General features: G+C 64.5%; 10 protein-coding genes and 1 pseudogene. 2 read left to right on the top strand and 9 right to left on the bottom strand.

Going from position 1 to position 15,067, the window contains the following annotated elements:
* Positions 1-79 precede the first annotated feature (79 nt).
* A pseudogene (locus H3V53_RS10315) lies at positions 80-4,782 on the bottom strand (glutamate synthase-related protein).
* 323 nt (positions 4,783-5,105) lie between these two features.
* Positions 5,106-5,813 carry a transposase gene (locus H3V53_RS10310; RefSeq protein WP_336597843.1) on the bottom strand — a complete coding sequence of 236 codons (708 nt, stop codon included), beginning with the start codon at positions 5,811-5,813 and terminating at the stop codon, positions 5,106-5,108.
* 186 nt (positions 5,814-5,999) lie between these two features.
* Between H3V53_RS10310 and H3V53_RS10305 the strand changes: the two genes are divergently transcribed.
* Positions 6,000-6,722: an OmpW family outer membrane protein gene (locus H3V53_RS10305; protein WP_054918565.1), complete on the top strand. Its 723-nt coding sequence runs from the start codon at positions 6,000-6,002 to the stop codon at positions 6,720-6,722.
* 364 nt (positions 6,723-7,086) lie between these two features.
* Positions 7,087-7,470, top strand: coding sequence for an ElaB/YgaM/YqjD family protein (locus tag H3V53_RS10300; RefSeq protein ID WP_336597842.1), 384 nt, complete (start codon positions 7,087-7,089; stop codon positions 7,468-7,470).
* 213 nt (positions 7,471-7,683) lie between these two features.
* Here the strand turns inward: H3V53_RS10300 and H3V53_RS10295 are convergent, their stop codons facing one another.
* The 7 genes from H3V53_RS10295 to pilM all read right to left on the bottom strand — a co-directional run bounded on the left by H3V53_RS10295 (position 7,684) and on the right by pilM (position 14,911).
* Complete coding sequence (locus H3V53_RS10295) at positions 7,684-8,922, bottom strand: deoxyguanosinetriphosphate triphosphohydrolase (protein ID WP_336597841.1); 1,239 nt, start codon at positions 8,920-8,922, stop codon at positions 7,684-7,686.
* An 82-nt stretch (positions 8,923-9,004) separates the two neighbouring features.
* Complete coding sequence (gene aroB, locus H3V53_RS10290) at positions 9,005-10,087, bottom strand: 3-dehydroquinate synthase (protein WP_336597840.1); 1,083 nt, start codon at positions 10,085-10,087, stop codon at positions 9,005-9,007.
* Between the two features lie 16 nt (positions 10,088-10,103).
* On the bottom strand, positions 10,104-10,655 hold the full coding sequence (locus H3V53_RS10285) for a shikimate kinase (protein ID WP_336597839.1): 552 nt from the start codon (positions 10,653-10,655) through the stop codon (positions 10,104-10,106).
* Between the two features lie 137 nt (positions 10,656-10,792).
* Positions 10,793-12,415 carry a type IV pilus secretin PilQ gene (locus H3V53_RS10280; RefSeq protein ID WP_336597838.1) on the bottom strand — a complete coding sequence of 541 codons (1,623 nt, stop codon included), beginning with the start codon at positions 12,413-12,415 and terminating at the stop codon, positions 10,793-10,795.
* Positions 12,412-13,326, bottom strand: a complete 915-nt coding sequence (gene pilO / locus H3V53_RS10275; protein WP_336597837.1) for a type 4a pilus biogenesis protein PilO — start codon at positions 13,324-13,326, stop codon at positions 12,412-12,414. The genes H3V53_RS10280 and pilO overlap by 4 nt, the downstream gene beginning before the upstream one ends.
* On the bottom strand, positions 13,323-13,952 hold the full coding sequence (locus H3V53_RS10270) for a fimbrial assembly protein (RefSeq protein ID WP_336597836.1): 630 nt from the start codon (positions 13,950-13,952) through the stop codon (positions 13,323-13,325). The genes pilO and H3V53_RS10270 overlap by 4 nt, the downstream gene beginning before the upstream one ends.
* Entirely contained in the window at positions 13,949-14,911 is a 963-nt protein-coding gene (gene pilM, locus H3V53_RS10265; protein ID WP_336597835.1) for a type IV pilus biogenesis protein PilM, read from the bottom strand. The genes H3V53_RS10270 and pilM overlap by 4 nt, the downstream gene beginning before the upstream one ends.
* Positions 14,912-15,067 lie beyond the last annotated feature (156 nt).

Below are 15,067 nucleotides of genomic sequence, written 5' to 3'. Positions count from 1 at the left end.
ATCGGCGCCCGCCGCATGCGACTTTCATCGCCGCGGCGGGTGCGCTTCTTATGTCGTCAGTGGATTGGCCGGGGAACGATCAGGCTGCGAGCACTTCCTTGGCAGCCTTCTTCGCGCCCATTTCGCCCAGCGCGCGCTTGTATTCCGTCGGGAACACCTTCACGAACTGACGGCGCGACGCATCCCAGTTTTCGAGCAGCGCCTTCGCGCGTGGCGAACCCGTGAACTGGAAGTGACGTTCGATGAGCCCCTTGAGCAGCGCTTCGTCGGTTTCGCCCGCGTGCCACAGCGCCTTGTCGACCGTGCGTTCCTGTTCGGCCTGTTGCAGCACCGGCTCGAGGGCGACCATCGACTTGTTGCACTTCGCCGCGAACGAACCGTCGACGTCGTACACATACGCGACGCCGCCCGACATGCCCGCCGCGAAGTTGCGGCCCGTCTCGCCGAGCACGACGACCGTGCCGCCCGTCATGTATTCGCAGCCGTGGTCGCCCGTGCCTTCGACAACCGCCGTCGCGCCCGAGTTACGCACGCAGAAGCGCTCGCCCGCGACGCCGCGGAAGAACGATTCGCCTTCGATCGCGCCGTACATCACCGTGTTGCCGCAGATGATGTTTTCTTCGGACTTGCCGCGGAAGTCATTCGTGGGACGGATGATGATGCGGCGCCCGACAGGCCCTTGCCGACGTAGTCGTTGCCGTCGCCGACGAGATCGAGCGTGATGCCCTTCGCGAGGAACGCGCCGAAGCTCTGACCCGCCGTGCCCTTCAGCTGGATGTGGATGGCGTCGTCAGGCAGACCGTCGTGGCCGTACTTCTTCGCGATCGCGCCCGACAGCATCGCGCCGACCGTACGGTTCACGTTGCGCACCGGCTGGATGAACGACACGTGCTCGCCCTTCTCGATCGCCGCCTTCGCCTTCTCGATCAGCGTGTGATCGAGCGCGCGGTCGAGGCCGTGATCCTGCGATTCGACGTGCAGACGCGCGACGCTCGCGGGAACGTTCGGTTGATAGAACACGCGCGTGAAGTCGAGACCCTTCGCCTTCCAGTGCTCGATGCCCTTCTTCATGTCGAGGTATTCGCTGTGGCCGATCAGGTCGTCGAACTTGCGAATGCCCAGTTGCGCCATGATTTCACGCACTTCTTCAGCGACGAAGAAGAAGAAGTTCACCACGTGTTCCGGCTGGCCCTGGAATTTCGCGCGCAGCACGGGGTCTTGTGTCGCGACGCCGACCGGGCACGTGTTCAGATGGCACTTGCGCATCATGATGCAGCCTTCGACGACGAGCGGCGCCGTCGCGAAGCCGAACTCGTCCGCGCCGAGCAGCGCGCCGATCACGACGTCGCGGCCCGTCTTCATCTGGCCGTCGGCCTGCACGCGGATACGGCCGCGCAGCTGGTTCAGCACCAGCGTCTGCTGCGTTTCGGCGAGACCGAGTTCCCACGGCGTACCGGCGTGTTTCACCGACGACAGTGGCGAGGCGCCCGTGCCGCCATCGTGGCCCGCGATCACGACGTGATCCGCCTTCGCCTTCGCGACACCTGCCGCGACCGTGCCGACGCCCACTTCCGACACGAGCTTCACCGAAATGCTCGCCGACGAGTTCGCGTTCTTCAGATCGTGGATCAGCTGCGCGAGGTCTTCGATCGAATAGATGTCGTGGTGCGGCGGCGGCGAAATGAGGCCGACGCCCGGCACCGAGTAACGCAGCTTGCCGATGTACTCGGACACCTTGTGACCCGGCAACTGGCCGCCTTCGCCCGGCTTCGCGCCCTGCGCCATCTTGATCTGGATCTGGTCGGCCGACGCCAGATATTCCGCCGTCACGCCGAAACGGCCCGACGCGACCTGCTTGATCTTCGAGCGCAGCGAATCGCCGTCCTTCAGCGGGATGTCGCTCACGACCTCATCGCCGAGGATCGACTTCATCGTGTCGCCGTTCTTGATGGGGATGCCGCGCAGTTCGTTGCGATAGCGGTTCTCGTCTTCGCCGCCTTCACCCGTGTTCGACTTGCCGCCGATCCGGTTCATCGCCACAGCCAGCGTGGCGTGCGCTTCCGTCGAGATCGAGCCGAGCGACATCGCGCCCGTTGCAAAGCGCTTGACGATTTCCTTCGCGGGTTCGACTTCGTCGAGCGGAATCGCCTTCGACGGATCGACCTTGAACTCGAACAGGCCACGGAACGTCATGTGACGGCGCGTCTGGTCGTTGATCAGATGCGCGTATTCCTTGTACGTCTGATACGAGTTGCTGCGCGCCGAGTGTTGCAGCTTGGCGATTGCATCCGGCGTCCACATGTGGTCTTCGCCGCGCACGCGGTATGCGTACTCGCCGCCCGCGTCGAGCATGGTCGCGAGAACCGGGTTGTCGCCGAACGCGTCGCGGTGCAGGCGGATCGCTTCTTCCGCCACTTCGAAGAGGCCAATGCCGCCAACCTTCGACGCCGTGCCCTTGAAGTACTTGTTCACCAGATCTTCAGCCAGACCGACGGCTTCGAAAATCTGCGCGCCCGTGTACGACATGTACGTGGAGATGCCCATCTTCGACATGACCTTGTGCAGGCCCTTGCCGACTGCCTTCGTGAAGTTGTAGACGGCCTTTTCCGCCGACAGGTCGCCCTTCATGCCCGCCGCCATCTGCGCGAGCGTTTCCATCGCGAGGTACGGGTGAACGGCTTCCGCGCCGAAGCCCGCGAGCAGCGCGAAGTGGTGCGTCTCGCGCGCCGAGCCCGTCTCGACGACGAGACCCGTGCTCGTGCGCAGACCTTGCTGCACGAGGTGCGAGTGGATCGCCGAGGTAGCCAGCAGCGCCGGAATCGCGACATTGTCGCGGTCCGTCTTGCGGTCCGACACGATCAGCATGTTGTAACCGGACTTCACGGCATCGACGGCTTCCGCGCACAGCGAAGCCAGACGCGCTTCGATGCCTTCCTTGCCCCACGCGACGGGATAGCAGATGTTCAGTTCGTACGAGCTGAACTTGCCGCCCGTGTACTGATCGATTGCGCGGATCTTCGCGATGTCCTTGAAGTCGAGCACCGGCTGCGACACTTCCAGACGCATCGGCGGGTTGATGTTGTTCGTGTCGAGCAGGTTCGGCTTCGGACCGACGAACGACACCAGCGACATCACCATGTTTTCGCGGATCGGGTCGATCGGCGGGTTCGTCACCTGCGCGAACAGCTGCTTGAAGTAGTGGTACAGCGTCTTGTTCTTGTTGGACATGACGGCCAGCGGCGAGTCGTTGCCCATCGAGCCGACGGCTTCTTCGCCCGCCTGCGCCATCGGCGCCATCAGGAACTTGAGGTCTTCCTGCGTATAGCCGAACGCCTGCTGCCGGTCGAGCAGCGCAGCCGCTTCGCGGCGCTCCGTCGCGACGTCTTCCGCGTTCGGCTCGATTTCGTCGAGCTTGATGCGCACGGCGTCGATCCAGCTCTTGTACGGCTTCGCGTTCGACAGGTTGTCCTTCAGTTCCTTGTCGTCGATGATGCGGCCGTGTTCCATGTCGATCAGGAACATCTTGCCCGGCTGCAGACGCCACTTCTTCACGATCTTCGACTCGGGAATGGGCAGCGTGCCCGCTTCCGACGCCATGATGACGAGGTCGTCGTCGGTGATGATGTAGCGCGCCGGACGCAGGCCGTTACGGTCGAGCGTCGCGCCGATCTGGCGGCCGTCGGTGAACGCGATCGCGGCGGGGCCGTCCCACGGCTCCATCATCGCGGCGTGGTATTCGTAGAACGCGCGGCGGTTCTCGTCCATCAGCGTGTGCTGTTCCCATGCTTCGGGAATCATCATCATCACGGCATGGACGAGCGGGTAGCCGGCCATCACGAGCAGTTCGAGACAGTTGTCGAACGATGCCGTGTCCGACTGGCCCGGATAGATCAGCGGCCAGAGCTTGGGCAGATCGTCGCCGAGCACGTGCGACGCGATTGCGCCCGTGCGTGCGTTCAGCCAGTTGACGTTGCCCTTCACCGTGTTGATCTCGCCGTTGTGGGCGATCATGCGATACGGGTGAGCCAGTTCCCACGCCGGGAACGTGTTGGTCGAGAAGCGCTGGTGCACGAGCGCGAGCGCCGACACGACGCGCTCGTCCTGCAGGTCGCGGTAATACACGCCGACCTGGCCCGCCAGCAGCAGACCTTTGTAGACGACCGTGCGCGCCGAGCACGACGGCACGAAATACTCCTTGCCGTGCTTGAGCTTGAGCGCCTGGATGCGATGGCTCGCCGTCTTGCGGATGATATACAGCTTCCGCTCGAGCGCGTCCGTCACCATGATGTCCTTGCCACGGCCGATGAAGATCTGGCGGATCAGCGGCTCGCTCGCCTTCACGGTCGGCGAAATGGGCATGGTGTGGTCGACGGGCACGTCGCGCCAGCCGAGCACAACCTGGCCTTCGGCCTTCACCGTGCGCTCCAGCTCCTGTTCGCACGCGAGACGCGACGCGTGTTCCTTCGGCAGGAAAATCATGCCGACGCCGTATTCGCCGGCGGGCGGCAGCGTCACGCCCTGCCTGGCCATTTCCTCGCGGTAGAACGCATCGGGGATCTGGATCAGGATGCCCGCGCCGTCGCCCATCAGCGGATCGGCGCCGACGGCGCCCCGGTGGTCGAGGTTTTCGAGAATCTTCAGGCCTTGCTGGATGATCTCGTGGCTTTTCTTGCCCTTGATATGCGCAACGAAGCCGACGCCGCATGCGTCGTGCTCGTTTTGCGGGTCGTAAAGACCCTGCGCGGCGGGAACCGTGGAAATCGGCTGCTGGTGGTCGTTCATGGGGACACCGTCTGTCAGGGGCCGTAGGGCCGTTGAACCATTTTTCTCGTTGCCGCGGTGTGCGGGTCAACCGCGCGGGGCGTCCGCTGAATGCGCGATGCGGGATGTTGCAGTTGCACATCGGAACGCCGGAAATCGGAATATACGCGACGAATCAAAGGAATAGCAAACAAAACGTGATGGTCGAACCCTAATTATCAATCTGGTGCATTTTGCGGCGTTTTAATTGGCTCCATATCAAAACAGGGCAAAAGAAAACGGCATACGCGGATGCCGTTCACTTGCTGCTTCTGTCGACAAGTCTTTGATAGTAAAGACTTAATCTACTGGGTTTGCGGCGTTTCCCGGACCTTGCGCGGCCGGCCGCGCGGCAGCGGCGACACCCGCCGGTTCGCCGCTCGCGCCGCCCATTCGCGGTAGGAGTCGCTGCCGAGCACCCAGCCTTTCAACGTGGCTTGCTGAAGCTGGCTGGCTTCGCGTTCGTCGAGTGGCTGTTCGCACAGCTCGCGGTATGCACGCTGGCGTTCGAACGGCGTATTGCCGAGCGACCAGTACAAACGGTGATCGGTGATGAGACTGTCTAAGGTTAGGCCGATGTGATGCCGATAACTGGACCATCGGTAATCTTCGGGCGCTGCCACCAGCTGGTTGCGCACCGGCGACATCTCGACGACGCGGCTCGCAAGCAGGAAGTATTTCTCACCTTCGATCACCGTCGCGCGATAACGGCCTTCCCACAAGGTGCCGCGTCGCGAGTAACGGCGATTGAAGTGCGCGACGTAGCGCCGTCCGACCGCCTGCATCGCCTTGGGCAGACTCGATTCGTCGGTGGGCGTGACAAGCAGTTGCACCGCGCCCGGCATCAACGCGTACGCGTGAACGGACAGATGGTGATCGCGTGAAGCGGCCTTCAGGCAATCGATGAACAGCTCGTAATCCTGGTCGTCGACGAATGCGGGCTGCTGGTCGAGTCCGCGCAGGATCACATGCTGCGGCTGGTCGGGGACATAAAGACGTGCAAGCCGTGCCATGCTGGATTATCCAAAGTCGCGTTGGTACATACCCGAAGGTCCGAAAAACTGCGCCGGCGCGGCCTTACGCGCCAAGGGGCTCTGCCCGGAACAGCATAAAGCCTAGGCAGAACGCTCTAGCCGGCGCGTATGGTTTGTTTGAAACGTTGTGGTCATAATTGGCGGGCCTTTTTTGGAGGAGCACAAATGAAATTAAAACAGGCCTTGGGGGTCGCGGCGCTCGCCTGCATAACAACCACAGCGCACGCACAATCGGCCGGCAGTATTTACGTTACGACGGGCTGGTTCCATCTCGCGCCTCAGTCCAGCAGTCAGCCATTGAGAGAAACTAACGTTAACGGTACACCTGTCAACATTACGGTGCCCAATACGGGCGCTGATGCCGGCGACGGCGACACGGTCGGTTTTACCGCAGGCTATTTCATCACCGACCATATCGCCACCCAGTTCGACATCGGCGTGCCGCCGCAATTCGACCTGAAGGGCACGGGTGCATTTCAGCAGTTCGGCAAGATCGGCTCGGCGAAACAATGGAGCCCAACGCTGCTGCTTAAGTACTACTTCAATCAGGCGCAAGCGAAGTTCCGCCCGTATCTCGGCATCGGTGTGAGCCGTGTCTGGTTCACAGACGAGAAAATCACGAACGGCACCTTCCAGAACACCGTACTGCATGGTCCGACCACCGTCTCGACGGATAGTTCGTGGGAGCCCGTGTTTAATGCCGGCTTCACCTACGCGTTCACCGAACATTGGTTCGGGGGCTTCTCGATTTCCTATCTACCGCTCAGCACGACCGCCAAGCTGAACACGCAAGCGAACACACCTATCGGTCCCGTCCATGTCCAATCGGAAACGAAGATTCGTCTGAATCCGATCGTTACGTACGTGAGCATCGGCTATCGGTTCTAAGACAACAGGTTAGTCGAGATTTTCGGGCTTGAACAACGCCCTCGTGCAAAAGCATGACGGCGTTTCTTTTGCTGCCTCGACAATACCTGTATGCGCGCCGCCTCGTCTCCAACATAACGCGACATCGTTCCTGTCGCACGCGACCTTTTATGCCGCGCACGCTTGCCGGCCGTTGTAAGTTTGACTGAGGATCACGCGCCGCCGATGCAATTTCTGCCGGATGCATGCTGCATCGGCGCGCGCGGCACTCAACCTGAGAGGGCGTCGCGGCACAGGCGGCCAGGCGGGCACCGAAGTTGCGTCGGAGGATACCTCCCGCGCTGTGTTGCGGGGATGTACAACCACCCTCATCGACGGAGCGACCATGACTACACTACCTAACACGCGAGATGCCCTTGGTGAATCCTGGACGACGGCGGGGCGTCGTGCGCGCCGCATTGCGCGCCACAGCCGGCACGCGGCGGAAGACATCGCCAGCGAGCTGCGCAGCCTGATGAACGAACTCGAAAATACGCTCGGCGACGGCACGCAGGCCGACGCAACGGTATTGCGCACGCAGTTGCGAAAACGTCTCGACGACGCGCGCTCGCGCCTGAACGACACGCGCGACGCGATGCGCGAACGCGCCGAAACCGCCCTGCACGGCGCCGACGACTTCGTGCATGAAAATCCGTGGCGGACGATCGCCGTGGTTGGCGGCATCGCGCTGATCGCGGGTGCATTGATTGCTCGCGGCGGCGCGCGCTGAGGCGCTGAGGCGCTGAGGCGCTGAGGCGCTGAGGCGCTGAGGCGCTGACACGCTGCCGCGGATTGCGTGATCCGTCATGACGGACTGTCGTTTCGCGGCGAAAACGGTGCGGCGCGCGGCCATCGCGCGTCGTTCTGCGGACGCTGCGTCAGCGCAACGACGCGTCACCGCGGCCATGCATGCGCGCGCGTGAAACGCGTAGCGCGCTGACGCTTAGCTGTTGTCCACGACGAACAGCCGCTGATACTCCTTCGACGCATACCGGTCCGTCATTCCCGCGATGTAATGCGCAATGAAACGCGGCTGCTTCGACGCATCGTCGGTCTGATAGTTGGGCGGCAGCAGGCGCGGATCGGCGATGAAGGCGTCGAACAGCCCGGCGATCACGCGCTGGGCCTTGTTCGCCATGCGCATCACGCGGTAGTGGCGATACAGGTTCTTGAACAGAAAGCGCTTGAGCGCGGTGGCCTGCGCAGCGATCTCGTCGCTGTGCGACACGAGCTGCGGCGCGCTGCGCACATCGTCGAGCGACGCGGGCGCATGCCGTGCGATATTGCGCGTGGTCGTCTCGATCAGATCGACGATCAGCGTGTTGATGATGCGCCGCACGGTCTCGTGAACCAGCCTGCGCCCTTCGATGTGCGGATAATCGCGCCGCGCCGCCTCGCAATGCGTGCGCCACAGCGCGACTTCGGCAAGCTGGTCGATGGTGAGCAGGCCCGAGCGCAGGCCGTCGTCGACGTCGTGATTGTTGTACGCGATCTCATCGGCGAGATTCGCGATCTGCGCTTCGATTGAAGGCTGCCGGCCCTGCAGAAAGCGCTCGCCGAGTTCGCCGAGTCGCCGCGCGTTGTCGCGCGAGCAGTGCTTGAGGATGCCTTCGCGCGTTTCGAAGCACAGATTGAGGCCGTCGAACGCGCCGTAGTGCTCTTCTAGATCGTCGACGACAGCAAGACTCTGCAGGTTGTGCTCAAAGCCGCCATAGTCACGCATGCATTCGTTGAGGGCATCTTGCCCGGCGTGGCCGAACGGCGTATGGCCCAGATCGTGTGCCAGCGAAATCGCTTCGACGAGATCTTCGTTCACGCGCAGATTGCGCGCGACGGAACGCGCGATCTGCGCCACTTCGAGACTGTGCGTGAGCCGCGTTCGGAACAGATCGCCTTCGTGGTTGACGAAGACCTGCGTCTTGTATTCGAGCCGCCGGAACGCAGTCGAATGGACGATGCGGTCGCGGTCGCGCTGGAATTCGGTGCGCGCGCTGGGCGGTGTTTCGGGATGACGCCGGCCGCGCGATTGTGACGAGCGTGCCGCGTACGGTGCGAGATGCGCTTCGAGCGCGGCGATGGTGGGCGACGACGCGGCGCCCAGCGCCAGCCTCGCGGACTCGCCTTGCGCACCGGGTGATTCACTGGTTGATTCGCTCAGATTGTCGCTGCGTATTTCACTCACCGATATCTCCGAATCAAAAGCGCCGCCTGTTGCTGCCTCTTACCGCTTCGTGCCGCTTCGTGCCGCCGCTTGGCGCGCGGCGTCAGCCGCCGACGCCGGCGTCGAGCGTCGCGCGCACGGCGTCGTCGGGCGCGCGGGTGATCAGTGTGTCGCCGAAACGCTTCAGCAGAATGAACTTGATTTCGCCCGCTTCCGCTTTCTTGTCGACCCGCATCAGGTCGACATAGCGCGACGCGCCGAGCGCGGGCGCCTTGACAGGCAGATGCGCGGCCTCGATGACGGCGACGAGCCTTTGGCGCGCGGCTTCATCGAGATGGCCGAGACGCACGGAAAGATCGGCTGCCATCACCATCCCGCAGCCCACCGCTTCGCCGTGCAGCCACTCGCCATAGCCGAGTCCTGCTTCGATGGCGTGGCCGAACGTGTGGCCGAAATTGAGGATGGCGCGCAGACCGCCTTCGCGTTCGTCAGCCGCCACCACGGACGCCTTGATCTCGCATGAGCGCTTCACCGCCTCGGCGAGCGCCTGCGGCTCGCAGCGGTTGAGCGCGTCGACGTTCGCTTCGATCCACTCGAAGAACGCTGCGTCGGCAATCGCGCCCGTCTTGATGACTTCTGCGATACCCGCGGCCAGTTCACGCGACGGCAGCGTGCGCAGCGCGCCGATATCGGCGATTACCGCTTGCGGCTGGTAAAACGCGCCGATCATGTTCTTGCCGAGCGGGTGATTGATGCCCGTCTTGCCGCCCACCGACGAGTCGACCTGCGACAGCAACGTGGTCGGCACCTGGATGAACGGCACGCCGCGCATGTAGCAGGCGGCCGCGAACCCCGTCATGTCGCCGATTACGCCGCCGCCGAGCGCGATCAGCGTGGTCTTGCGATCGGCGCGCGCGCCGAGCAGCGCGTCGAAAATCAGATTCAGCGTTTCCCAGTTCTTGTGCGCTTCGCCGTCGGGCAGAACGACGGTGGTCACGTCCTTGCCGAGCGGCGCGAGCGCCGCTCGCAGCGCGTTGCCGTACAAAGGATCGACGGTCGTATTGGTGACGATGGTCACCGACGCGCCGCGAATATGCGGCGCAAACAGCTCGGTTTTGCCGATCAGAGCGGCGCCGATGTGGATGGGATAGGCGCGCTCGCCCAGTTCGACGTTGACGGTAATCATGGAAGTCATCTCGTCATTATGACGCAGCAGGTTTGGCGACGCCCGCCATCTCGAGCTGCATCAGCACCATGTTGACGAGCCCGTTGACAGACGGCCGGCCCGTTTCGATGACGAAATCGGCGCATTCGCGGTACAGCGGATCACGGATTTCATACAGCGCTTCGAGGCGCCCTTTCGGGTCTTCGGTCTGCAGAAGCGGCCGGTTCTTGTCGCGGCGCGTGCGCAGCCAAAGATCGTGCGGATTGGCGCGCAGATAGACGACGATGCCATGCTGGCGCAGCGCATCGCGATTTTCCGGGCGCAGCACCGCGCCGCCGCCCGTCGCCAGGACGATGCTTTCGCGCCCTGTGAGATCGGCGATCACCTGCGCCTCGCGGTCGCGGAAGCCCGATTCGCCCTCCAGTTCGAAGATCACAGGGATGCGCGCGCCCGTGCGCGCCTCGATTTCATGGTCCGAGTCGAAGAACGGGCGATCCAGCCGGCGCGCCACGGCCCGGCCCACGGTGGTCTTGCCTGCCCCCATGAGCCCTACGAAAAAAACATTGGCGTGTGCGTCCCGCGGTTGCAACTTATCCTCTGGCTAATCCGGTGTAGTTCGTGCGGCAGCTTACTGGCAAAGCGCCTGCCTTGTCGAGCCTGCCGGCCGGCGCGCTCGCGCGGTGCCGGGCTCGCGGCCCGTGCCCGCAGCGCTTTGCCGCCGACCCGTCAATTTGTCTGCACAACTCTCGGCGTAATGAAAACGACGAGTTCGCTGGTCAGGTCGCGACGGGCGCGATGTCGAAAAAATGCGCCCAAAAGCGGTATTTTGCCCAGGAGCGGCACGCGCGTCACATCATCGCGGTCGTCGGCTTCGTAGATACCGCCAATCGAGACCGTCCCGCCGTCCTCCACTTCGACTCGCGTCTGCACGTGTTTCGTGTTGATTGCGGGCCCGGCTGCCGTCTGCTCGCCGACGCTGTCTTTTGCGACATCGAGGTCCAGAACGACCCGTCCGTCGGGCGTGATCTGCGGCTCGACCTCCAGTTTGAGGCTCGCGCGGCGAAACTGCACGCCCGACACGCCTTGCCCGACCTTCGCCTGATAGGGCAGTTCCGTGCCCTGCTCGACAATCGCCTTCATCCGGTCGGCGGTCACGACGCGCGGGCTCGACACGATCTTGCCGTGCCCCTCCGTCTCGAGCGCGCTCAACTCGATGTTCAGCAGCCGCGTCGCCTGCGCGGCGAACAGGGTGAGCCCGGCCGTCGCCGCGTCGAAGCCGGCAATCGGCCGCGCCGACAAATCGAAGATGGCGCCGTCCTTGCCGCCGACCACGCCCGTTCCCTTGCCGTCCTCGTTCGTCGCCGCCATCGACAGTTTGACGCCGAGATTGCGCGAGAAGCCCTTTTCCGCCTCGACGATGCGCGCTTCGATCAGCACCTGGCGCGTGGGCCGGTCGAGCGACTCGATCAGCTGCGCAATCTGCCTGAGCCGCGCGTCGAGATCAGTGACGAACAGCAGATTGGTGCGCGCGTCGGCCATTGCCGCGCCACGTTTGGACAGTACGCGCTGGTTGCCCGAAGCCGTCAGCAGCTTGCGCAGCTCGTCGGCGTGAGCGTAGTGCAGCTCGAACGTGCGGCTCGCGAGCGGCTCCAGTTCGGCCGCGCGCGCGTGCGTCTCGAACCGCTGACGCTCACGCGCCGCCAGCTCCGACAGCGGTGCGACCCAGATCACGTTGCCGCGCTGCTCCATCGCGAGGCCGTTGACGTCGAGCAGCGTGTCGAATGCCGCGCGCCAGGGCACGTTGTCAAGATGGAGCGTGACGGAACCGCGCGCCTTCTCGCTGGCGACGATGTTCAGGCCGGTGAACTTCGCGAACGCGCCGAGCACGGCACCCAGTTCGGCGCGCTGGAAGTGCAGCGTGATCGGCCGATCTGCGGGAATCGCGGCCGACACGCCCGCGCTCAGGCGCACGGCGGGCGCGAGCGGGACGGGCGGCCCTTCGAGCGTCTCGGCGTGCCCTTCAGCGTGGGCCTCCGTGCGTGCTTCGCTGCGCGCTTCGTTGTGCGGGGAACGGGTGGTGTCGGGTTCATCACCGGATGCTGCGGCTGACGCTTGCGACGCTTCCGGCGCCATGTCGCGGTCATGCGATGGCGCGGCCGCCTCGTCGTCCGTCGAAAACGGATTGGCCACGTCCGTCGTGATCGCACGCGGCAGCGGCGGCATGCCGGAGGGCGCAAGCGCGTCGTCGAACGGCATGTCGGCGGGAAGTGGCGGCAGCGATGCGTGTGCCGACAGCGCAACCCAAACGGCACCCGCGAGCATCCATCGGAGGGCGTCGATCGGTTTCATTGATCCCCCTGCGCGAGCGTCAGCGCGAGCGTGCTGCCGTCGCGCCTCGCCAGCGTGAGCGCGTTAGCATCGACCTTCGCGACCTGTTCGCCGCCCCAGGCCTGTCCTTGTTCGAGCGTCGCGGTGCGCTCGTCCGCTTCGACCAGCGCGAGACCGCGCAGGCGATCGGCCAGAAGCCCTACGAGCCGCACCGGCGCGCGCGCATCTTCCGCCGGCGACGCGAGCGCGGCCGGCAGGAACGGATCGTAGAACACGACTTCCTCGTCGGGATCGAATGCGTCTGGGTCATCGCGCGAGCGCCCATACGCTTCGCTCTGCAACGGATGAACCGCGCTGAACGAACGCAGCGTCGCGTTCATCGACAAGCTTGCGCCCTGACGCTTGAGCGTCACTTCGTCAGGCACGACGAGCACGGGGAGCGTCGCGAGTGCCTCGAAAAAATCGACGATGTGGTCGAAGTCGGCTTGCGCCGTCACATGCACCGGCCGCATCGTTTCGAACCCGCTTCCCGTGACGGCTCCGGGCTCGATGCCCGCGAGCGTCACGTCGTTGCGCGCCGCTAGCTGCGATATCACGCGGATGTCGTCGGCCGAGGTCCAGTTGGCGGGCATCTGCGGCGCGCGCGCGGCATTGCGCAGCGCAGGCAACCGCGCGACGGCGGCTTCTGCTTCGCTGAATCGGCGCTGTGCCGCCGACAATGCGTCGCGACTCGCCTGCACGCCGCTCGCATCGACGGCAAGCCACGCGTCGGCCCCAAGCAGGAAAACGGCGATCGTCACGCATGACGCGACCACCCAGCGTCGCCGAACGCTCCAGGCTTCGAGCGGCACGCGCAGGCGCTCGGCAAATGCGCGTGCGCGGCTCGCGCGGGCGGCCGGCATGCCGAAGCGGCCAGCAATGGTCATGTTCATTTCTTGCCTCTCGTTCTGGTGTTTGACTGAGCCGACAGCGCGCCTTTGGGCTTTTCAGGCGGACCGTCCCACTTCAGATGCGCGGTGATGTCGATAGCCGACGACAAACCGGCCACATTCGCCGCGCGATGCAGATTGCTCAGATCTGCGTCGTGCACGCCCCGCAACGCGGCAAGCCGGTTCAGCCACGCCGCCGAAGCCGCGTGATCCGTCGACGCGGCGAGCAGTTCCGTTTCGCGCTCGCGATGTCGCAATTGCCTGACGACGATCGCGTCGGACGACTCGCGGCTCAATGCATCGAGCAGATCGAGCAGGTGCGCGAGCGGCCCGGCAAGCACCTCGGCGCGCTCGTTGCGCTTGCGCTCGCTGCTGGCTTCGCCCGCGAGCCGCGCGTGTTCTGCGAGAGGCAACGCCAGCGCGGCGAGCTGCTGTTCGAGCGCGGCTCGTTGCCTGTCCAGGCGCGTTCGCTCGAATGCCTGCCAGCCCGCGAGCACTGCCACGGCGACGCAGCCGCACAGCGCCGCGCCCATCCATTCGAGCTGGCGCCGCCGGCGCGCACACCGCGCGTCGCGTTGCCGATGCGGCAACAGGTTGAAGCCGCGCGCGACGCCACGCACCGCCGTCATTGCGCGATACCTCTCAGCGCGAGTCCGAACGCGACTGCGGATGCGGGGTCATGCAACAGTTCGGAATGCGCAATGACGTTGCCGTCGCTCAGTGTGGAGCAGTCAAACGGCAGCACCGGGCAACCGAGCACGTCGCCGATGTCGGCGAGCGAAAAGCACACGCCGTCGAGCAGATCGATTTCGCCGCCCACCAGCGCGCAAGCGTTCAGATTGTTTTCGGCGAGATCGCGAAATGCATCGGCCACGCACGCGTACTCCGGCGCCGGATAGCGGATCTCATCCGCGATCGTTTCGCCTTCGAGGCGCCAGCCGTACACGCCGTCGCTGCCGACCCAGATCGCGGCATACGGCTCGTCGAGTTCGAGCTCGAAGGCGGCCGCGTGACGCAGCGCGCGCAAGGCCGCGTGCGGCTCGACGTCCACCGTGGTCAGCGTGATGCCCGCCATTGCCGCGCATTCGATGCGCGCCTCCAGATGCTCGCGCGCCGTCGCGGCTATCGACACGGCACCGGGGCCCGGCGGCGAATCGTCGACGTGCCAGTCGACGGCGAGCGCGTGGCGTTCGATACCCGTGATCCGCTCCGCCTCCATCATCACCACCGGCTCGACGGATGCGTCGGCGCGATGCGGGCCGCCATTCGAGTGATGAACGGGCACATGCGCCGTGAACGCCGCAGAGCCGGGTATCGCCATCGCGCAGCGCAGCGCCGCCGACATGCATTGCTGGGGCACGTTGCCGAACGCTTCGGACAACGCACGCGCCACCGCCTGCCGGTCGACGATCTCCAGGCCCGCCATCGCGCCGGGCGCGAGCAACTGCGACGCGACACATTCGATGCGCACGTGGCCGGCCTTTCGCGCGCTGCGACTGAGCACGACGATGCGCACCGCCCGCGCGCCGATATCGATGCCGGCGGCCTGCCGCCGCAGCGCCATTCGTAACGAGTTTTTGAATGCCATTCCTTTCCCCCTGGAAGAACAACGAAAACGGGACGCTCGCGCCGTGCAAAACGAGGCGAGCCATGAAAGGAATTCTGCGCAGCGCGAGACGCGAGCGAAACTCGGCCGAATGGCTAATGGCTGGCTAAGCGCTATCGGGCGACAATCAAAGGAACT

This window comes from Paraburkholderia bengalensis (assembly GCF_037126505.1).
Taxonomy (GTDB): Bacteria; Pseudomonadota; Gammaproteobacteria; order Burkholderiales; family Burkholderiaceae; genus Paraburkholderia; species Paraburkholderia bengalensis.
This window is presented reverse-complemented; position numbering and strand designations above follow the sequence as displayed.

Excerpts from the sequence above, each read along its gene's own strand:
- H3V53_RS10300 (WP_336597842.1), top strand. The coding sequence starts at position 7,087 with ATGACTACACTACCTAACACGCGAGATGCCCTTGGTGAATCCTGGACG.
- aroB (WP_336597840.1), bottom strand. The coding sequence starts at position 10,087 with ATGATTACCGTCAACGTCGAACTGGGCGAGCGCGCCTATCCCATCCAC.
- H3V53_RS10305 (WP_054918565.1), top strand. The coding sequence starts at position 6,000 with ATGAAATTAAAACAGGCCTTGGGGGTCGCGGCGCTCGCCTGCATAACA.
- pilM (WP_336597835.1), bottom strand. The coding sequence starts at position 14,911 with ATGGCATTCAAAAACTCGTTACGAATGGCGCTGCGGCGGCAGGCCGCC.
- H3V53_RS10280 (WP_336597838.1), bottom strand. The coding sequence starts at position 12,415 with ATGAAACCGATCGACGCCCTCCGATGGATGCTCGCGGGTGCCGTTTGG.
- H3V53_RS10270 (WP_336597836.1), bottom strand. The coding sequence starts at position 13,952 with ATGACGGCGGTGCGTGGCGTCGCGCGCGGCTTCAACCTGTTGCCGCAT.
- H3V53_RS10310 (WP_336597843.1), bottom strand. The coding sequence starts at position 5,813 with ATGGCACGGCTTGCACGTCTTTATGTCCCCGACCAGCCGCAGCATGTG.
- pilO (WP_336597837.1), bottom strand. The coding sequence starts at position 13,326 with ATGAACATGACCATTGCTGGCCGCTTCGGCATGCCGGCCGCCCGCGCG.